The organism is Aquimarina sp. Aq107, assembly GCF_943733665.1.
Classification (GTDB): domain Bacteria; phylum Bacteroidota; class Bacteroidia; order Flavobacteriales; family Flavobacteriaceae; genus Aquimarina.
On sequence record NZ_OX030782.1, the window covers coordinates 2,902,527 to 2,923,466 of the forward strand.

The 20,940-nt window shown below is 30.0% G+C and carries 25 protein-coding genes; 1 reads left to right on the forward strand and 24 read right to left on the reverse strand.

Going from position 1 to position 20,940, the window contains the following annotated elements:
* Positions 1 to 89 precede the first annotated feature (89 nt).
* From NMK29_RS12395 to NMK29_RS12510, 24 genes are all read right to left on the reverse strand, one after another.
* Positions 90 to 1,283, reverse strand: a complete 1,194-nt coding sequence (locus NMK29_RS12395; protein ID WP_108803916.1) for a serine hydrolase — start codon at positions 1,281 to 1,283, stop codon at positions 90 to 92.
* A 24-nt stretch (positions 1,284 to 1,307) separates the two neighbouring features.
* A complete protein-coding gene (locus tag NMK29_RS12400) occupies positions 1,308 to 1,718 on the reverse strand; it encodes a DUF6326 family protein (protein WP_108803915.1) in 411 nt (136 codons plus the stop codon).
* Positions 1,719 to 2,011: 293 nt separating this feature from the next.
* Positions 2,012 to 2,413, reverse strand: coding sequence for a hypothetical protein (locus NMK29_RS12405; protein WP_108803914.1), 402 nt, complete (start codon positions 2,411 to 2,413; stop codon positions 2,012 to 2,014).
* A gap of 208 nt (positions 2,414 to 2,621) precedes the next feature.
* A complete protein-coding gene (locus tag NMK29_RS12410; RefSeq protein ID WP_254097219.1) occupies positions 2,622 to 2,969 on the reverse strand; it encodes a YciI family protein in 348 nt (115 codons plus the stop codon).
* Between the two features lie 65 nt (positions 2,970 to 3,034).
* Positions 3,035 to 3,997, reverse strand: coding sequence for an RNA polymerase sigma factor (locus tag NMK29_RS12415; RefSeq protein WP_159092256.1), 963 nt, complete (start codon positions 3,995 to 3,997; stop codon positions 3,035 to 3,037).
* Positions 3,998 to 4,028: 31 nt separating this feature from the next.
* Complete coding sequence (locus NMK29_RS12420; protein ID WP_108803911.1) at positions 4,029 to 4,298, reverse strand: sigma factor; 270 nt, start codon at positions 4,296 to 4,298, stop codon at positions 4,029 to 4,031.
* An 86-nt stretch (positions 4,299 to 4,384) separates the two neighbouring features.
* The gene (locus tag NMK29_RS12425) at positions 4,385 to 5,287 is read right to left on the reverse strand and encodes a hypothetical protein (RefSeq protein WP_108803910.1); all 903 of its coding nucleotides are present in this window, start codon (positions 5,285 to 5,287) and stop codon (positions 4,385 to 4,387) included.
* A gap of 191 nt (positions 5,288 to 5,478) precedes the next feature.
* Positions 5,479 to 5,925: a nuclear transport factor 2 family protein gene (locus NMK29_RS12430; protein ID WP_108803909.1), complete on the reverse strand. Its 447-nt coding sequence runs from the start codon at positions 5,923 to 5,925 to the stop codon at positions 5,479 to 5,481.
* Positions 5,926 to 6,343: 418 nt separating this feature from the next.
* Positions 6,344 to 6,892, reverse strand: a complete 549-nt coding sequence (locus NMK29_RS12435; RefSeq protein WP_108803908.1) for a hypothetical protein — start codon at positions 6,890 to 6,892, stop codon at positions 6,344 to 6,346.
* Positions 6,893 to 7,194: 302 nt separating this feature from the next.
* Positions 7,195 to 7,572 carry a VOC family protein gene (locus tag NMK29_RS12440; protein WP_108803960.1) on the reverse strand — a complete coding sequence of 126 codons (378 nt, stop codon included), beginning with the start codon at positions 7,570 to 7,572 and terminating at the stop codon, positions 7,195 to 7,197.
* Between the two features lie 138 nt (positions 7,573 to 7,710).
* Positions 7,711 to 8,523 carry a helix-turn-helix domain-containing protein gene (locus NMK29_RS12445; RefSeq protein ID WP_108803907.1) on the reverse strand — a complete coding sequence of 271 codons (813 nt, stop codon included), beginning with the start codon at positions 8,521 to 8,523 and terminating at the stop codon, positions 7,711 to 7,713.
* A gap of 273 nt (positions 8,524 to 8,796) precedes the next feature.
* Positions 8,797 to 9,384, reverse strand: a complete 588-nt coding sequence (locus tag NMK29_RS12450) for a hypothetical protein (RefSeq protein ID WP_108803906.1) — start codon at positions 9,382 to 9,384, stop codon at positions 8,797 to 8,799.
* Between the two features lie 196 nt (positions 9,385 to 9,580).
* Entirely contained in the window at positions 9,581 to 10,831 is a 1,251-nt protein-coding gene (locus NMK29_RS12455; protein WP_108803905.1) for a DoxX family protein, read from the reverse strand.
* Positions 10,832 to 10,946: 115 nt separating this feature from the next.
* The gene (locus tag NMK29_RS12460) at positions 10,947 to 11,336 is read right to left on the reverse strand and encodes a hypothetical protein (protein ID WP_159092254.1); all 390 of its coding nucleotides are present in this window, start codon (positions 11,334 to 11,336) and stop codon (positions 10,947 to 10,949) included.
* Positions 11,337 to 11,601: 265 nt separating this feature from the next.
* On the reverse strand, positions 11,602 to 11,976 hold the full coding sequence (locus NMK29_RS12465; protein WP_234424281.1) for a GrpB family protein: 375 nt from the start codon (positions 11,974 to 11,976) through the stop codon (positions 11,602 to 11,604).
* A 22-nt stretch (positions 11,977 to 11,998) separates the two neighbouring features.
* Positions 11,999 to 12,187: a hypothetical protein gene (locus tag NMK29_RS12470; protein WP_159092253.1), complete on the reverse strand. Its 189-nt coding sequence runs from the start codon at positions 12,185 to 12,187 to the stop codon at positions 11,999 to 12,001.
* A gap of 276 nt (positions 12,188 to 12,463) precedes the next feature.
* Positions 12,464 to 13,297 (reverse strand): DKNYY domain-containing protein, encoded by an 834-nt coding sequence (locus tag NMK29_RS12475; protein WP_108803901.1) that lies wholly within the window; start codon positions 13,295 to 13,297, stop codon positions 12,464 to 12,466.
* 101 nt (positions 13,298 to 13,398) lie between these two features.
* Complete coding sequence (locus NMK29_RS12480; protein WP_108803900.1) at positions 13,399 to 14,559, reverse strand: trypsin-like serine protease; 1,161 nt, start codon at positions 14,557 to 14,559, stop codon at positions 13,399 to 13,401.
* A gap of 58 nt (positions 14,560 to 14,617) precedes the next feature.
* Positions 14,618 to 15,985, reverse strand: a complete 1,368-nt coding sequence (locus NMK29_RS12485; RefSeq protein ID WP_108803899.1) for a serine hydrolase — start codon at positions 15,983 to 15,985, stop codon at positions 14,618 to 14,620.
* A 230-nt stretch (positions 15,986 to 16,215) separates the two neighbouring features.
* On the reverse strand, positions 16,216 to 16,779 hold the full coding sequence (locus NMK29_RS12490) for a porin family protein (protein WP_108803898.1): 564 nt from the start codon (positions 16,777 to 16,779) through the stop codon (positions 16,216 to 16,218).
* 103 nt (positions 16,780 to 16,882) lie between these two features.
* Complete coding sequence (locus tag NMK29_RS12495; protein ID WP_159092252.1) at positions 16,883 to 17,989, reverse strand: AraC family transcriptional regulator; 1,107 nt, start codon at positions 17,987 to 17,989, stop codon at positions 16,883 to 16,885.
* A gap of 233 nt (positions 17,990 to 18,222) precedes the next feature.
* A complete protein-coding gene (locus NMK29_RS12500; RefSeq protein ID WP_108803959.1) occupies positions 18,223 to 19,269 on the reverse strand; it encodes a S9 family peptidase in 1,047 nt (348 codons plus the stop codon).
* Positions 19,270 to 19,523: 254 nt separating this feature from the next.
* Positions 19,524 to 20,039 (reverse strand): GNAT family N-acetyltransferase, encoded by a 516-nt coding sequence (locus NMK29_RS12505; RefSeq protein ID WP_159092251.1) that lies wholly within the window; start codon positions 20,037 to 20,039, stop codon positions 19,524 to 19,526.
* Entirely contained in the window at positions 20,032 to 20,268 is a 237-nt protein-coding gene (locus NMK29_RS12510) for a hypothetical protein (protein ID WP_108803895.1), read from the reverse strand. Before NMK29_RS12510 ends, NMK29_RS12505 begins: the two co-directional genes overlap by 8 nt.
* Before the next feature lie 165 nt (positions 20,269 to 20,433).
* Here NMK29_RS12510 and NMK29_RS12515 point away from each other — a divergent pair, with 165 nt between their 5' ends.
* On the forward strand, positions 20,434 to 20,844 hold the full coding sequence (locus NMK29_RS12515) for an Lrp/AsnC family transcriptional regulator (protein ID WP_108803894.1): 411 nt from the start codon (positions 20,434 to 20,436) through the stop codon (positions 20,842 to 20,844).
* Positions 20,845 to 20,940 lie beyond the last annotated feature (96 nt).

Below are 20,940 nucleotides of genomic sequence, written 5' to 3' on the forward strand. Positions count from 1 at the left end.
ATGAATCCTGTCACGGCTTACAAATATTAAATTAATTTAGTTTTTGGCTTTTTCTTATTGACTATAAACAAGTTGATCCGTAGTACCTATTACTTATCATAAGGTACGAAGTTCTCCCAATACCAAGGCATCCAAGTATCTCCTATCGCAACTTCTAGTAATTCTTTAAAAATACTTTCGGCATTGGAACTGTTGGACATGATTATAATTCCTAAATTCTGTGATGGATAAAATACGGTATAATGTTCCCAACCCCGAATATGACCTTCTTTAAAAACTGCTTTTCCAAATGGTGTTTTGTAGGTGCCAAATCCCAAGGCATAGCTTAATTCGATGTTATTATTTTCTGTAGTTTTTATCAATCGATTTTTACCAAATTGTTGCTTAGACTCAATTCTTATTTGCGGTTTAAAAAACTCTTCATACGTTTCTTTGCTCATTCCCTTTTGGGCTAACATTGCTTGTATAAACTTAGTATAATCCTCTGGTGTAGTATCCATACTACCGGCAGCATATTCTTGACTTCTTTTTATTCGTTTTAAGGTTTTTCTTTTCTTGTAGTGACCAACGGCATAGTTAGTATCAAATCTTTTTTGCCATAGAAAACTTGTCATATCCATTTTAAATGGCTTAAAAACGTATTCTTGTGCAAGTTCCTCCAAGTTAGTTTTTGTAATTTGTTCTACCACAAACTGAAGCAATTGAATCCCTTCTCCCGAATAGCTATAAAAAGTTCCTGGCTCTAATTCTATCTCCAACGGGTTTTCCATATCAATACCAGATTTTTTGATATATCTCCAGTTCGGAAATCCAGTGGTATGTGATAAACACATTCTTGCGGTTATTTTTTCATATCGTTTATCTGCTTTTAAATCTTTGAAACCTTCATAACCATGAGTAAATTCATAAGAATATAAAGGATTATCTAAGTATTCTACTAAAGGTTTGTCTAAATCAATTTTTTCTGCATCCACTAATTTCATAACAACAAATGCAAAAAGTGGTTTGCTAAGAGAAGCTGCATAAAAATTATGTGAGATTTTTAGTTCTTGCTTATCTTTCAGGTTTCTTGCACCATAGGCTTTCTGGAATAAAACACTGTCTTTAGTAACTATCGTAATTGTAAGTCCATGAACATTTCCAGCATCTTTTAACCGCATAATTTCATTGTCCAAAACTGAGGTAATGATTGCCGAATTGTCTATTCTATTGATGGATTGAGCATCAATATTAAAACTAACCACTAGAAATAAGAATAAAATGAAATATCGTATCCTGCCCATACTAAATCTATTTTTATTTTTTTGCTATATCGTCTCTTCTTTAGGCCATTTCCAAGCATACCAAACTATTAAAGCAGTAAGAATACTTTCTAAGAATGCTAAAAACACATAAAAACCATACCATCCAGTGTTTGAATTGAACCCGATAAACAACATCATCAGTGTAAATAACATTCCGAATATAATATTCAGAATACGACTTATTTTTGGTTTTAAAATAATTGAGAGCGCAACCATTACCGATGAAATTGCCAAAATCACCGTCGCTATTAATAATTTGGTGGGACTATCTAAAATATTTTCACCTGTTAGTAAGCTATCTATCTTACCTGGCGTATAAAGCTCGAAATAATCTCCATATAAATAACAGAATGTTACAGAGGCCCACAAAGAAGCAAGTTTTATTTTGATATTTACTTTTGGGTTTTCTAACATATCCTTTTGACTTTTAAAATTGAATTATAAGCCTCTTTATTCATAAAGACGCAAAATTCCTTAAAATGGTTGCTTGAATTTAAAATTTAATTGGGTTTTCAGTAGTAAGAAGCATATAACAATTACCTATAGTCTTCGCTAAAACCATTTTTTATTGGCAATAATTCTTCTCTTTTCCCATTTAATGCATAATCAAAAATAGCAGGGCTAAATAAAAACATGTCATTTCAAAGGGTAATGTCTCCTATCCAACCATTACCGATATAATCATAAATACGTTGTTGTAGCGCTTTTTATTTAGAATTCATATCAAGCCATAGTGAGTACGCTCCAAGAAAAAGTCCTATAGGAACACAAATTGCGCAAAACCCTGAATATTCATTAAGTTCAATGGATTTAAAAATAAATATAAATAAAATAAAAAAAGAGCATATCATTCCAAAAATAGCAAACCCTTTGGTTAATATCCCTCCCACTTTCTTATTAAATTCATTATGCATTAAAGTGTTATAAGAGCTTCGATAAATAGTGGAATAAAATAAATAAAGCATATGATATGCAGCATTAAACGAAATAGCACCAAAAATTCGTTCCATCAATTCAATTTCTGGCGAAATAATAATGAAAATCACTCCTAAAATAAGATTTAAATATCCGAAAATCTTATAATATATTTTTATTCGAATCTTGATCATTCTAAATGTATGTAGCACGGGAATTGCGAATTACATATAATTTTCCTTACTATATTTTAAAACTTTTATGATATGAAATCTAGAGTTGCTAACCTTACCTATTAGAGCTGACTGTAAATATAAAAAAGCGACTTTGAGTAAACACCAAAGTCGCTATTATTTCTATAGACTATTAGAAGTCCTTTTTCATCTACTTTCTTTATTGGATTTATTCATTGATTCCATCAATTTTCATAATTGGACGAACTTCCACTCTCCATTTTCCGTCCTCAAATCTTGGATCAGATTTTGCAATTTCAATTGCTTCTTTTAAGTCTTTTGCCAACATGTGGTAATATCCCGAAATGACTTCTTTTGTTTCGTTAAATGGACCATCTGTAAAACTTCCATTTTCATAAGATAGAATACTGCCCTGCATTTCTAAAGGTTGGGCAGATTTCATTTTTCCTTCGTCGACCATTTTTTTTATAAATCCTCCAACTTTTTGAACATGTTCTTGTTGTTGCTCTGGCGAAAGATTCACCACCGGATTTCCTTCGCTTCTAATAAATAACATAAATTCTTTCATAATTTCATTCTTTAAATTAATAGATTATTATACTCTTAAAACAATCCAGTTTGTCAAATAGGGACAACATCTATTAATTTTTTTCGAAGTAATTTTAAATCTCGCTCATTTTCAGCCAACGATATAGCCTTTTCATAGTTCTTTTTTGCTTTTTCTAAATTGTTTTCTAATTTATAAAACTCCGCCAAAGTTGAGAAGAAAAGGTGACTGTTGTCAATTTTTGACTTTTTTACGAATTTTTCTAATTCCAATATGGCAAATCTATTTCCTTTTACTTTAGAAAGAGGAACACTTCTATTAAGCCTTATAATTGGTGTGTCTTCTAATTCGAGAAGACTATCGTAAAGAGATAAGATTTCTTTCCAATCTGTTTTTTCAAAACTTGTTGCTATGCAATAATTTGCAGAAATAGTTGCCAAAATTAAATATTTGGAGACTTGTTCACCTTTGGTAGCTTTATTTAAATTCTGAATGCCTTTATTAATTAATTGTTGATTCCAGTTTTCACGATTTTGTTTATCCATTTCTATAATGGAATTGGTAGAGTTCATTCTTGATTCAAATCGAGAAGCATTGAAATACATAAGCGCCAAAAGAGAGTAACAATCCGCTTTTTGTTTAATTACTTTACTTTCAACTAAAATTTCTGTTAATCGAATTGCCTCAAGACATAAATCGTATCGAATCAACTCATTTTTTTGTGTAGGACTATAGCCCTCATTAAAAAGTAAAAAAATAGTTTTTAAAACAATTGGAAGGTTTTTATTAATGTCCTTTAGAAGTTCAAAACTAATGTTATTCGTTCTCAATTGCTTTCTACCTCTTACCAATCGCTTATTTATAGTTTCTGTTGAAGTGAAAAAAGAATTGGCTATTTCCGAAATACTAAAGCCACAGAGGATTTTTAAAATCAGACAAATTTGTGAGCTTTCTGATATTTGGGGATTACAGCAAACAAACATCATTTTTAATTGCTCATCAGAAATGAGTTCTTCTGAAATTAGCAAATTTTCCAATTCATCAGAATTTTGTTCAATTGATCGATTTTTAAACTCTGACAGATATTTTTTTTCGCTTTAGAACGTTAATTGTCAAATTTTTAGCGGTTGTATACAACCAAGCTTGTGGGTTATTTGGTATTCCGTTGTGTTGCCAATTATCAACAGCTTTCAATAAAGTTTCTTGTACAATGTCTTCTGCTGTTTGAACATTCCCTGCTCCTATGTACTTGGTGATGACAGAAACCATTTTCCCATACTCATTTCTAAAAAAATGTTCAGTTAATTCTCGACTATGTTTCTCATTAGTTATAGCCATGTTTTAACTTACTATAAACGTCCGTTGTATGTAACATCTGATTCCTAAAGTTAGTATTTGTAATAAATATATTGTTTTAATCAGTTTTATAACCATTCTGCTTCAATTCCCATTTTATTGAATTCATCGATTACATTTTCCTTTGCATAACACAACACCACCTTCTTTAAGTTCGGAAACTGTTTTACATCTTTAGTGTTTTCTATATCCCAATAATCTTCCCAACCTTCTCCAAATCTTAAAAGTTGCATATAAATATTATTCCCACCGTTTTGATATATTTCGGTTACCTCATTTGCCATTCTTTTAGGTATAGGTAATTTTTTAAAGTAATTTGTTACTTCCGATATAGGTTCGTAACCTTCTTTTTCAAGGTCAATCTCTCTCTTAGTATACCATATCACAAATTCAAATAAGTCAAACTTGGGTTTAAGAAGGTCTTTATTATACATTAATTCTTGGATAATGGATAACTTAAACCCAAAATCCGAAAACTCAATCACTTCTTCATCTAATTCCTTTATTATATACTTTTCTTTAGATATTTCTGTAATTGTAGAACCTTTAAAAGCACTTATTTCAATAGCCTCAATATTATTATCTACAGTGTCAAACCAAACACTAATATTATTTAGCACTAAAGCCCCAGATGAATCTCCATCAAAAAGCTTGATTCTTTCATTTTTATTGTTTTTATAGTAGGTTATAACTTCTTCTTCTTCAAAATAAAATCTCCCTTTAAAAATCTGCTTAGAACTAAAATCAAAATCCTCATCTTTTAATTCTATTACCAAACTCTCTACAACTTTATCATTTTTTGAATAAGCAAGGATTCCTAAATCATCCCAAGTGTAGATCGTATTGTGTTTCTTCTTTTTTTTTCTTCGGGAACCTGATAATAATTTATCTAAAACCTCAATTTCAATTGGAAAAGATATAGAAGTATGATTAATGCTGAAATTACTTTTAGATAATCGTAATATAATCATATTAATTTGGTTAATTAGCTACAGTGCCTTTTATATTATTTTGTTTCATGCTTATAATAAGTAAATGGAAAATATGAGAAGACTTTTATAAATAGCCTCTAATAAGTAATAAATTATGAACGACATTGGTAAATCGTTTTATTTTGTGAGTACTATTTTTTCCATTTCATAGTTTTCTATGATTTGTTCTTCTATTTTTCTTGGCTAAAAAGGTTTTTCTGTTGTATAACATCGACTCTTTCGATTTTACCATCTTTATTAAAAGTAAAAATTTCTACAACAGAACTTCCATCTTTTTTCTTGGGTGTAAGCCAAACTTTGTCATGCATGATAAGCCTATTATCAATTTCTGCCAAGTGTTGTATTTCATTTCGAACTTCTGGATGATTTTTTAGATGTTCTGCACGATTCTTATATAACGCTTCAATTCCATCAACTCTCAGCACAAAATTGCCATCTTCGCCATACATGTATACCTTTACATTTTTACTAAAATTATCAACGTACATTTTGGCATCTTTTTGATTTACAGCCTTTACAATACTTCTAGCTCTATCTGATTTAGTTATCTCTTGAGCCTTTGACAGTATAGGAAGCAACATTATTATAACCAATACAAAAAAAATATTCTTTTTCATTTTATCTATTCTTTCAAAATTAGTGGCAACCTCTGGTATAAGAAATGTAAAACAGACGATAAGCACTTCTGTTTAGATTGGATACTTAGCTAAATATAGATATTTTACTTTTATCTTTTTTATTGAAAATGCTAAATTTCATATTTAACGACTTTGCTAATATTCACAGATCTTTTGATTAGAACAATTATCCTGTACTATTATACACTGTTAACTGTCCTTTCTTATTTCTTAGTTTTTTTTGATAGACCAACTTTATAATACTCAATTTTTTACTGTATTTTAAATAAAATTTAACTGAAGTGCCAAAAGTTCAAAGTTATTATCAAAGTGAAATATTTTGTCTTTTTTATGCATTTTTGGGTAACCTTAAGTAACAGTTTGGTTCAACGTTTTTTATTTTGAAATGATAGTGAGTTTACTTTCTTTTTTTAAATATCAATACTACTAAACCTAATGTTAATAAAATATGGCCCAGTACAATAAGTAATCTACTGTCAAAAGCAAAAGCTCCTAAACCAATACCAATAACTCCAATAAAAACCAAAATTGGCCATAATGCATGAGTTCGTATGAATTTTCCAGCGTGTGCCACTAACCCAAAATAGAATAGAGATGGTCCTACAGTCATAAACGGAATTCTAATTGATGGTCGTTCCATTATTTGACTTGTTAATTTATCCATTCCTTCAAAATCGGTCCCGTAACTCCACCATAAGAAATCAATAGTTGACTGTCCGATTAAAGCAACTATTCCCAAAGAAGTTAAAATTGTCGCTACGTTACCAAAAATAGTGTCTGAAAAAACGTAGTTTAAAGATAAACACAATAGTGCTCCAATTAATAATAACCAATGCGCATAATCAATTGGTTGTTGATTTTGAATAAATTCGTTGCCTCCTAAAAGCAATACTTGATTTAGAATTAGAAAAACAAGTCCAATTGTTGCAAATATTTTTAATTTCATTTGTGCCGTTTAATGTCTATTTAACTGGTTTATTTTTCAAAACTCTAGTATTCTTTATAATTTAAAAAGATTTTAATCTCGAATTGTCAAATATTAGTGACAGATTGTAATAAATGTTGTGCAACTTCTCAGTTAAGATATCTAAAGCAGTAGATAAGTGATTACTTTCTGCCACTCAATTAGCAAAACCAAGAGTTTTGTTTTTCCCTTTTTTATCGAAAACGACAAATTAAATATTTGCAGATCTTTTGATTAAACTCAAAAATCCTATGTTTTTTCACATGATTGTACATAGTCTTTTATCATTCAGGTTTAGTGTAAGTAACAATGTCAATTCCAATTCCATTTGGATCAACGATTGCAAAATGTCTGTCTCCCCAAGGTTCATCTCTAATTTCAATTTCGATAGCTACTCCTTTATTTTTAAGTTCTTGGTAAAATTTATCCACTTCTTCTATTTCTATCGTCAAATAAGCACCTTTTCCATTAAATGGTAATTGAAAAATTGGTTGTTGGCTTGGATGATTCGGTTTTAAAAAACCTATTTCTGCCGACTTATCAGGAGTGTGCATCAAAAGGTAAAAGTCATTTTCGAAGCTTACTCCAAAATTTAAGGTATTCGTATAGAATTCTTTTGTTTCCGTTAGTTTTTCCGTGATTATTCCAGCATTTAACTTCATTTTACTTTGTTTTTGTGCATTTGCCCAACTTAATGTTAGGATACATACGATTGATAATAGTGTTTTCAAATTTTTATATTTTCTTGAAACAAATTTAGAATGAGATGTTTGAGAGAAATTGTAAAAATCGGACAAAGTCTAACGGAAGGCTTCTGAAGGTGTTACACCATAAAATGTTTTAAAATTTTTGATAAAATGAGCTTGGTCAAAAAACCCAACATCAAAATATAGTTTATTTTCCTTAAGGCTCTGTTTTGATGGTTTCGTATTTAAAATATGCTGAAATCGTACAACATTACTAAAGCTTTTTGCGGTTGTACCTATATGGAAATTAAAAATTCTACGAAGTTGTCGAGAACTCAAACCTGTATTAAGATCTTTCTCTGTATCTAAAAATCCATTTTTTTGAAAAATGAGATTTAGCGAATTAAAAAAACGTTGATCTAGCTCAAAATTTTGCTTTTTAATTATATGAATTAATTGCTCATTTAAATGTTCAATAATGTTTTCATATGATACCGATGGTTTGATTTCTGACGAAATCCAATCTGAAATATCTGGTAAAATATATTTTAATTCTTGTGATTGATTGCTCAAGGATTTTGCATCTACTCCAAATATGATTGGAAAGGCACAAGGCAAAAATCGAATTCCGATATAGTCAAATGTTTTACCAATAGGAAATTCTGTATATTTTTTACAAAATCCCATTACGAAATTTTCATTCGGTTGATTATGGTCGAAAAAAATATCAATACATCCGTCAGAAACAACTCGGTATATGAAAGGTTGATTGAGCGGTTTTTGTGTTTTGAGTTGCCAAAAACAATACACAAAATTTTCTAGTTTCTTATCAGGCTGGACTTCTTTGTAGATTATTTTTCCTTTTTCAGATTTTACAGTTGGCTGAATCGGTTTGTAATATTTTTTTATAGCTTGAAATTCTTTCACTTCATTCTTACAAATTATGACACCTTCTATTTGATTTGATTTCGTTGCGTTTTTAAAAACTAATTTAGCAAATACAAACTAAATAGAAAATCCGAGAGGACTTTTCATAAGTATTCGATTACTATCTTATATCCTCCATACGAAATCTATTACTCTTCTATATGTTTTATTACCTGTAAAACAACCAGTCACGAACTAGTTTTGGAATCAGTGTTATTCTTATCAATTTGAATGATTCCATCATTTATAGAGAACACTGCTAACACATGTTTTCTAATATTCATATTCTAATTTCTCTTTAATCTCTAATAATTCCTTTTCTTTTTCAGGAAACATTATAAAGAGTTTATCTAACAGTTCTTTAGCCTTGTGACAATTTTTAAATTCACTTTCGCAATGAAAACTATATGATCTAACGAGTCTATAGTTAATTTCATAATTTCTTTGAAAAACTTCTTTTGCTTGTTCATAGTAAAAGATAGAATTATACCATTTTCCTTTTTCGAACCAATCGTCTCCTTTATGCACTAGTAATAAAAACTTTTTTTCTTTTTCTTGGAATTTTAATGCTTGTATACTTTCCGTATTTACATTATTTTCTCGAATTACAAGTATAGTAAAATATGTAAAAACACTTGTTATAAGTATTGCGATACCAATTAGTATTTTACTTTCTTTTCGGCTTTGCTTTCTTATTTTTTTTCTTATTTGTTCTAACTCTTCCTCTGAAGGGTTTTTAAATTTCACCTTTCTCCTAGTCGATTTTAAGTTTTCCTTTTCTAATAACTTTTTAGACCTAATTAACTTTTTATCATTACTTAAGCCCGTTATAATTCCCCGAACACTTCTTCCCTCAAACATGTTTAACTATTTACCAATAATTAGATGTAAACAATTGGATACATCCCTATTAATTCCCTACTAATATGTAGATCCAAAATGGAATTTGTTACAATAGTTTTATGGAAAATAATTAAAAGCAGCGTACAATTTCTCATTACTTTTAATATGAATAGTCAAAACCCATGAATGTTTTGAAAATTTCAAAAGAACTGTTTTATCTATTATAAGGACGCTCATTAATCCAATTGAAACCACGAGAGTTTAAATTAAATTTCATGTGGTCTTTTCTCGAAAATATGATATGTAACGTATCAGATTCTATAATTCCATCGAGTTCAAGAAATTCTGAGTTCGGATTTTTATAGCTGAAATTATAATTTTCAGCTTCAGAATCTTTTTTATGTATCATTATTTTTTGAGACGTTGAATCTGTTACAAATTTATATTGATGTTTTATATCATCCATTGTTTTTACAGTTGCTTTATCTTTTAAATCTACGATAAGATAACGCCATCTATAATTATCAGTAATTAAAGGCTGTAATGTATCCCTATTTTTAATAAAATATGAAGCTTCCCATATACCATAGAGCAATGGTTTCTCTCTATTGTTTCCTCTATGACTTTCTGTCGTATAAAAATTAAATGAAATTAAACTTACAAGAATAAATAAACCAATAGATTTAATCCAAAAAATCACTTTATGATATTCACTATTCTTAATCGGGTGAAAATAAGTGTATACATCTACTGCTTTATTTTTAATAAATACTTTTAAAAATCTATCGTCAGTCATAAAAATCACCAGAGCCATTAAGACTAAATGAATGGAAAATAATTTAACAGGAATGTCATAACAAAAATTCATCATAGCCACTTGCGTCATTACTCCTATAATTATAAATGAGCCAAGTGTTTGTGTTCGTCTAGGAATTAATAATAAACCACCAAGTACTTCCATAAAACCTACAAACACGTTAAAACTTTTTGAGAACCCCATATAAGTCCACGCCAATCCCATTGGCGAAAAATCGCCTAAAGGATCAAGTAAATGAGTCAATGAAGCTGATGGAAATTGAAGTTTAAAAACCTTAACAAACCCATAAAGAAACATTGCAGCTATTAAAACAATACGAAGAAATACTAAAAACCAATATAAAAGTGTATTATAACTCTTACGATTTCGGTCTAATATGCCCCAAATAAAAACAGTGATTAAAGTTAAAATCATTGTTGCAAATAATGTTAAATATGCAAAAGTGTGATCTCCGCTACCGCTACCACTTACATCATATTCATAATCTATTTTAAAAATTTCTTTCCCAATCCACCTTAATGGTGTTTCAAAAAGTGGATTCAAAAACATTAGAAGTATATAGAGAATAAAATAAGTAAATAATACTCTGAATATGAATTTGCTTATTGTATTCCAGTGTTCCTTATATTCTTGCGTCAATAATTTCATGGATGATTCCTTGTAGATTATTATAATCTATTAGTATCCAGAATTAATAATGTGTTACAACGACCTTGTACATAAGATCCACTATTAGAAAAAAACAGAATTATATTATAAAACTTTAGTTTGACTTAGCAGGTCGGTTAGTGTTATTCTTTTTTATAGTAGCCAGAAATAGAATCAATTGTAAAATTGTATTAGGCAATGTAGCTAAGCCTATAGATAAGATATTAAATGAATCTAAAGGTATGTTTGAACCAAATTTTAACCATAAAAAAACAGTAATGAACATTAATAAACTTGGGAAGAAAAAAGCAAGAATTTTTTCGTTATTAATTTCTTTAAAGGGTTTATAAAACAGATAAGGTAAATATGTGATTGCCGCTATTACACAATAAGAAAAGGCTAAAATAATTATCAAGCATCTTTCACCTTCGCAATTCAAACTCAATAGAAATCCAACTAATATATTTACTAATACTACTATTAAATATTCCTTCCAATTATTCATATATAATCGAATTTGTGATCATTATTACACATGTTTTTACAATAAACAATATATCCTATATTGTTGTACTAAGTTTAAAAATAGCTTAAAATCATCCTTAAACAAGATCTATTACTCTTTTCTACATTTACTTACTGATATTACCACTAGTCCAGATTGACAATGACAAGATGCTATTTTCATTACTTTAAACATTAGACCTTACCCAAATACAATAACTACTAGATCACACGAGTGTTTCTATAAAACCATAGTAATCATTTCATTATCCGTTGGCTTTTTCTTTTATAATGTTCAAGGTTTCGTTTACAAAATCTGTTTTACCCAAAACATAAGAGCCTCTATCATTCTTAAATTTAGAAGCTAAGTCAATTTTTAAATCCTCATATAATTTTGCTCTCTCAGGATTGGCGTTTAAATAATCCCTAAAATCAATTTGTTCCCACATTACATTATTATTGGGGCACATATGAATATGGAAAATTTGTTCTTTTACTCCGTCGAGATTATATCCTTTCCCAAATGAGGAATATGCTTCAATATGATCTCTTGCAGGAACAACAAAATGAGCATAACCCAACTCCGAAAATTGTTTGATCAAACCTTCATCAAACAAAAGCTCTTTCGGAATTTCTATCATTAAATCTATATATGGTTTTGATTTAATACTTGATATCGAAGAGCTTCCAAAAATGCTCGATTCGTAAAATTGTTTTACTTCCTATTTTATTTACAATTCGCTCCTTTTCGTTTCTGAAAATATTTTTCCATGCTGGATTATGATCAACCAATTCAATTGGGAAAAGTGTATTCCATTCATCTTTGGTTAAATCATTAAGTGTTTTTTTCATCTTTAGCATTGTTTTTTCCATATTTCGTGCTACAAAGTCATATGTATCACAGCCAAATAATGCTCCATTTGTAAGTAATCACAAACATTCTCAGCGAACTGTAACCTAATACTTCATTTAAAAATGTAAAAATAACCTAAAATCTCTAAGTTACTGCGAGTTTGCAATCTGTATATGGGGAATTTTGGTGTAAGAATTTATATCGAACCAACTATCACTTATTTATGTGTTTTCTTATATATTTTGGTGTTATTCGTAGAATGGTATCAGTAATAGTTATTCTATTTTTTTCCTTCTCCCCTTCTCATAGATATATTTAGAATCTATTCCATAACCAATCTCATCTTTTATTACAAATCTAAAATTCGCTAAGTCTTTTGTCTTGATTATTTTATAACCAAACGGTACATTTATGAAATATGCATATTTATCATCTTTTGCATAAAAATGAATATCGCATTCTAAATAATAGGATGAATTTTCACGAATACATTCTTCTAAAAACTGAAAGGTTTTGGGATTCGCTCCTTCGATTATTTCTGATTTATAATAAACGTGATTATTATCTTTAGCTACTGTCTCTACTCTATGATTAATAATTTCAAAACTCTCTACATCACAAATTAGCTTATCCGTATGTCCAAAATAAATTGAATTTCTTACTTTCTGATAGCTTCGGTTTATACGAGTTAGGTCCGTAAGCGCGTAAGGCAATTTTGCATAATACCAATAGTCAATATCACCAGAAGAGGCATAACCTTTATCTATATCTATTATTTGAAACTTCTCTGGATCAGCTTCTTCTAATACTACACAGCTCGACATATAACTATCTAAGTACACTGCATGTTTATCTTTGAAATAAACAGTGTTTTCAGATTCATTTGCTTGAATAAGTTCGAAACTTGAAATATCAATACCTTTTAGCTGTTTTCGAAAACACTCTTTAGTCCAATGGTAAATACGCTTAGAATCCTTGGAATATCCGGAGCCTAGGTGTTGCCAATCTAGATCATAATCTTTACCTCTAAAAATCTCAAACTCTTTTCCAGACTTATCTTGAACCAATCGTTTATTCCAAAAAATGTCTACTATTATTATATCATTCATTTTATTTATTGTCGATGGTCTGGTTAAGTATAATGAACGATTAAAATACAGCTAATTTCTAACTTAGCAATAGTCTTTTTTCTTGTTGCAATTGGCTTTTTTTATTTACGAATCGCTTCTCTGCTTGTTCCATCAGGTAGTTTTGCTATTAACTCTTTAAAAACACCATTTTCTGAATTCTTAAATTCTAAGTTAAATCCTTCAATTTTTTTAGAAGAAAATTTGTGTTTCCCAGTTGGAATAAATTCATACTCCGAATTATCCGATGTCATAATATAAAACTTAGTACCATTCTCTTTTGTGTAAACTTTTACTGTTGTATTTTTTACTGTTTTATATTCACCAACATATTGTTTTAAGGTACTAGCATGTATGTCTATGGCTTTTGGTTTATACTTATATGCAATAGCATCCGGTGCCGGTTCTACTCTTAATATTGCTTCAGAAATGTCACCATTTCCTGTCATTTCTTTATTAATCCATTGTATATACTGTGATACTCTTGTATAGTTTTCTACAACGCCATAAAGTCCTTCGTCTCCGCCTTTAGTATCTTGCCATGAGCTAATTCCTGCTAAGTAAACTATATCGTTCTTTACAACAAAAGCAGGTCCTCCACTATCACCAGGACCGCTAATCCCCTCATATTCTGTAAGGTATTTTGTTTTGGTATCCGGATGATCAAATGTCCATGTTAACCAATTTTTAGTTGCTGTTTCAATCCTATTGGTAGCACCTCTTTTTTTTCCATCGTTACCGTTTATTCCTATGAGTCCATCACCTTTGTCTCCTCTTCCTACCATATACACTAGCTTGTCTACTTCGTCTTCATCAACATATAATTTTGCTTGCATAACATTCATAGGTTTTGTCTTTAAATGTAATAATGCAATATCTTTTAATGAAGAATTATCCGCTTGCGGATTACCCCATTCTTTATACATTATGACCTTGTCTACTTCAATTTCGACGTCGTCTATGATCACAAAATGTTTTCTGCCATTATAGAATTTTTCTGTAATTGCTACCGCACAATGCGCTGCGGATAACACCCATTGATCCGCTATAATTGTACCTTCACAATCGGGTAGGTTTAAAAGACACATATATTTTTCAAATTTCTCTGCAAGTTTTAGGAAATCGGCTTCATCCTTATCATGCCTTGTTATCATTAGCTCGTGCTCGTTACTAGTTGTATAGCTAAAATTCATTGATAGTAATAATACCATTAGAAGCAATGCAATTGAATTTATTCTTTTCATTTTAGTTTTTTGTATTAATTACTCTCTATTATAGAGAATAGTTTTTGGTCTAATGCTTTTACTCTTCTAGTAAAAAATTTGATATTCTTTTTGCAATTGAAAAGACACGTAGATCCGATTTATTACTAAGAATAATTATTGTGATTTCTTTTTTAGGATACATCCATAGATCCGAACTAAACAAATCACTCCCACCAGCGTGACGAACTATTTCATCCTCTAAATCTTTATTTACAATTCCCCAACCATACCCATAATGAGCATTTCCACCATTATATTCAAAATGAGGATGAAGATATTTAGATGTTGTCGCTTCATCAAGTACTGTGTGGTCTCGTATTGCTTGACTCCAGAGCAATAAGTCACTTGCTCTTGTTAAAATACCTCCATTTCCTTTGAGATTGAGGTACGGACCTTTTTCACTCCAATTCTCTTCATTAGGTTTTTTAGCTTCACTACTATCTACATAACCATTAGCAACTTCGTTATTTTTCCAATCAGGAATTACATAGCCTGTATGGTACATTTTCGAAGGTTTAAAAATTTCTTCATTCAAAAAGGCTTCATAATCCATTCCGCTAGCTTTTTCAATTATTAATGCGAGTAAGCTATATCCTATATTAGAATAATTAAATGCTGTCCCAACCGGACTTGTCAGTTTACTGCTAAATACTTTGCTTAGAAACTCTGATTCTGTAATAGTATCGTAATCACCTCCTATCCCAGCTGTTAAACCTGAAGAATGTGTGAGTAACTGATGAATGGTTATATTTTTTTTGTCATTAGGGACAGCCTCGAAGTATTTTGATAGTTTATCAGTAACAGCCAGTTTATTTTGCATTGATAATTTTAGTATTCCTGCACCCGTAAACTGTTTTGTGATAGAACAAATATCAAAAACTGTATTTACGTCATTTAGTCCATTGTCTTGACTATTTTTTCTCCCATATGCCTTGTTAAATATGATGCTGTCATTTTGAGCGATTAAAATAACTCCTGAGAAATCTCTTTCGGTAAGTTTCTTATCTATGGTATTTAAATCATCAATTTCCATACGAACTGCTTTAAACGTTTCGTCTGGTTGTATTAGAGTAAATTCATTAAAAACACCATTTTCTACCTTCTTAAATTCTACTTTAATTTCTTCTTCTGCTCTAAAGGCAAATTTGTGTTCTCCAGATGCAATTAATTCACTTTCTCCTTCAAAGAGTGAATTAAAATAAAGCTTCGTGTCATTTTCTTTCTCTTTTGTGTAAATATTTATTATGATTCCCATTTCTTCATGCATATAATCACCTACGTATTGTTTTAAATTACTACCCGTAGTTACATGTATGGCTTCTTGTTTATTAGTATTTGTACAACTAAAACTCATTAATGAGAATGATAGCATAAGAAGCAATATTATTGTGTTTGCTTTTTTCATGTTTTTATGTTTTTTGATTTATTACTGCGAATGTAAATTTCAAAACAGAACCAAAAGCTACTTTTGAGGTTGGAGAAGTACTGAAATAAAACAGTTTTACGAATTAGGACGTTTTACAAACCAAATTGTACTTTAAATTATAGAAATGTATTATTTGGCTAAGCTCTTTAGTTGGGTAAAGAAAAACCTAAGTTTTTATCACTTAGATTTTTCTTTGTACAGCTATTGTTTTAGAAAAAGAAATAGCCAATAGATAGTTGAAATACTCCATTCCTATTCTTGTCCGAAATACCATCTATATTATTAATATTAGATAATCCTAGATTATATCTTGCGCTAAAATAAAGCCCGTTATCTAGTTTATATCCTAAACCAAAATTCACTCCAAAATCCATTGTTTTAAACTGATCTTTATTGGTATTGATACCTCCTTTAGTAGAAAGTAAAAAACCAATTTGAGGTCCTGCTTCTATACTCAATCCTTTGGTAACATAATATTTTGACATTAATGGAACATTAAAATAGTTGAGTGCAATAATACCTTCAGAATCAACATCCGAACCATATCCTTGTCCGGAATACATCAATTCTGGTTGCAAAGAGAATTTTTCTGAGATTTTAATTTCCGCCATGACTCCCAAATTAAAATCTGTTGTCCAGCCAATTTCTGAGTTATTCCCTCCTGTAAGTGTTGTAAAATTAAGACCTCCTTTTACTCCTAAGCTAAAGTCTTGTGCATTAACAGTTGATAATCCTAAAACGGTTATAACGATTATTAATATTCCTTTTTTCATAAACTTATGTTTTTTGATTTATTCGTGTAAAAGTAGATTTCAAAAGAAAGCAAAAAGCCAATTTTGAGGCTGGTGAAGTACTAAAACAAAGTATTTACACGAATTAGGACGTTTTTTTGAGCTTTCTATATGCTCCTGGAGACATTCCCATAGTAGAATTGAATGTTTTATAGAAAGCACTTTTAGAGGTAAAACCAACTTCCATCCCAATAGCTTCTACAGAATATTTATTAAATACCGGATTATGTAATATATTTTGAGCAGCTTTCACTCGGTATTCATTTACAAACTGGACAACACTTTTATTAGTTTCTTCATTTATAATCTGTGATAGATAGCCTTCATTAGTTTCTAATCGAATTGCTAAATCCGACCTGCTCAAAAAAGGGTCTTTAAATAATTGCTCCTCTTCCATTAATGCATATAGCTGTGTAACAACTTTAGAAACGGTAGTCTCGTTTATTTTCCTTTTAGGCTTAGTAGTACTTACTTTTTTAGATGTTAGATATTGGTGTATTTGATCTTTTTGGACGATTATTTGTAGTTTAAAAACTCCATAATACAATATCCACCAAGATAAAATCGATAGTAGAATTCTCAAGAGATTTGCACTATACTCTGACTCAAAAATAGTTATCTCAATATTAGCCAAAAGCCAACAAACGATAATACTGGTAATAAAAAAGTTTAACCGCAATAACCAGCGCTTTTTTTCTTTTGAGATTGTATTGGATTTTTTTACTAAATACCTACTCCAAAAAATTAAAAACAAATTATAACTAAACACAGTAAAGAGTTTAATATAGTCTACAAAAAGCGCAAAATCCGAATCGTACAGGTGAAAAACTGTATCTAGATGAAGTATAATTTCTATGATAACAGAAATGATAAAGGGAACGTAAAGCCACTTGAACCACCTCTTTTTTAGATAGGTATGCTCGATTTGGATAAGAAAATAGGTAAATAAAGTGACCCCAACCAGATACTCTAACATGATAAGTCCTAAAAAGTCTAAAATAGGATTTTCTTTATCAGACCAACTGCCTAAAAAGGTTAGGTTTATTAGTAAAAATAGGGATAATGAAAGATAGTTGTTTGCACGACTCTTATAAAAAGATGTAGTTACCAATGAAAGACATAAGAAACACCCTAATACCCCACTGGTAATAACTACAGAATTTAATATAGTTTCATTCAATTTGTTAGACAATTAAGTGCAATCCGTTTTTTAATATGAGTTCATCTCTTATTAAAAAACCTTCACTTTTTACAATCATTTTATAAGTAACTGTCTTATTATATCTCTTGTTGCAAAATTTCTACAAAGAAGTAAGCCAGAAGACTCTGGATTAAGGATAAAAAAACAAGTTTACTACTCTTCTTCTATGTTTTTTTAGGAGAAAACATCATGATCTCTAATAGTCATAAACTATCAGTAACATTTTATCTTTTATCTAACCAATCTTCAATAGTATCAAGAAAACCATCGCATCTTTTGTAAGGTAGTTTGTTGTCTTGAAACTCATAGAATCCTCCAGTGCGGCATTCATGAATATTATGATTACAATTTGGGAATGATTTTATTATAAAGTCCGTATTTTTTCCCATTGTTTTTTCATATAATAATTTGGTTTTCTTCCAATCTACGTTCATATCAGTTTTTCCAAATAATGCTAAAACCGGAGTTTTTATATTTGATAAGACCTCATCAAAATCTTCTATATAAACTGGCAAACCTGTTTCTTCATCAAGTATTTCTTTCATAAGAGGTACTTGAAAACCAATATATGCCTCTTTATTCATCTCTCCCATATTCTCTTGAACAAATCGTAACCAAAACGCATTGTTCTGGAGTTCTTTAGTAGCATTCATATAGGTTTCGAAACTTTCGCCCGAGTGAGCTATTTTTATTCCTTTTAACCATTGATCAACAATTAGGACAATGGAATCTTTAGACAGTCCTTCAATTCTTAGATTTTCTTCTAGAAGGTAGCCAAAGTTTTCTTTATCATCTACACCACTTACCGAAATCCAAAATGCAATGTCTTTGTATTTGTTTATTATAATTGGATTTATCCAACCTGCCCTGCTAACTCCATATAAACCAATGTTATTTGATCCTAATATATTCTCTTCTTTAAGCATATTGATAGCTGTGATAGCTTCAGATGCGCTATTATAGACCGATTGATTATAATTGAAGCTGCCACCACTTTTTCCACATCCCATTTTATCCCACATATACGTAGCATATCCGGTTTTTACGATTGTTTCTCTTACATCCGAATACCATTCTTGAGCAACGGCATTAGTTTTTCCTGATCCATGAATGATCAGCACTATTCCCTTAGGTTTTTGATTTTTAGGGAGATTTAATACACCGTTTAAGGTTACACCTTCAAACTTAAAATCTAAAATTTGTTTTTTGCTTTGTGCATGTGAACTGATGGCAATTAGGAATAGGATTGTGATTATGACTATTTTTCTCATTTCTATAGTAACACTTTTCAATTTGTCTCCAATCTTTAGATACGACTAATGATTTAATTTTCAAAAGGTTTCCTAATAAGGATACTCATTTTTTAATAATGTTACAGTTACAAAAAGAATTACCTACAGCTGTCTCTAGTTGCAAACTAGCGATAGTGGGGTTTTCTTATTCATTGTCGAAAATATTTCTTTTCCTTTATCATAGGTTCTCATAAATCAATTCCTGTTCATAGATTTTGAATGGTCATACATACTTATATTTCTTTTGAGAAAACTATATTTTCGTATGCTTTTCCATTGACAAGAAAGTTTAATTCTCCAATATTTTTAAATTTATTCCTTTCGTAGAATCTAATGGCTCTTTTATTTTTTATGTAAACAGTAAGCCATATCGTATCTAATTGTAAGGCTTTAGCTCTTTCTTCAACAAAAGTTAGAAGTTGCTGTCCAATTTTTAATGGAATAAATTCATTTTGAATAAAGATTCTTTCTAATTGACAACTATTTTGAGAGGCAATATTTTCATTTTTTGCGTTCATCACTAATTTTGCATAACCAGCAGGTAAATCATTTACATAGATAATGTAGAAAAGATTTTTAGAGTCGGTTATATCTCGTTTCATTTTAGAAACTGAAAAATTCTCGTTTAGATATTTTAATAGGTTGTTTTTATCCTCTATATAATGTCCATGAGATTCGGCCCAAGTTACCCTTCCTAAAAGTGCTAAAATGGTTATATCAGTTTCTTTAGCTTTTTCTATTCTAATCATTTCCATTCTTTTTAATTATCAACCGTCTTAAATGATATCCATGCAGAAATACAGCAATAGTGCACCCTACAATTATTGGAGTTGCACTGATTATTGTGCCGTATAAAATGTAGACTGCATTAGCAATTAATGAGATTAGTCTTAGTTTATACTCACCTTTAGTGGACATTGAATATAAGTTTATGACTAAACCTCCGTAACCAATACAATCAATTAAAAATGGATTCATATTTTATCTTTTTTTATTTAAATACTTAAAATTGGAAGCTACACACCCAAAACCAATACAACAAATATAGAATGCATAAAGTTGTTTTTACTTTATAATCGAATTTATTAAACTATATTTACATTCGATTCTATCAAATAAACAATATTTTAATTTTGATCACAAATGGATACGCTAGATAAAAAAATATTAGAAATGCTACATATTAATGCTAGAGAAAGCTTTGCCACTATCGGAAAAGAAGTTGGGTTATCTGCTCCTGCAATAGGTAAACGCGTTAGGCAAATGGAAGAAGAGGGTATAATCGAAGGTTATGCTTTAAAAGTGAATCACGAAAAACTGGGTATTGAAACTAAAGCATATATAACATTAGTAATGCACCAAGGACCAAAAGGAACATCATATGCTCAAAAACAAATACAAGCAATGGAAGAAGTACAAAGTTGCGATAGAATTACTGGAGATGATTGCCTATGCGTTTTGGGATATTTTAGAAACAATAAGCATCTTGTTTCTTTTCTTGAAAAAATTTCTGAGTACGGTGCTTCTAAAACGAGTATTATTTTAGAAGTATAATACATTTCTTTTGAAAGGTAAAAGAGATGTATTCTTTTAGAAATATCAGATTAACTTTAATAGGCTGCAATGTTCGGGTCTATGGTTTAATCATAC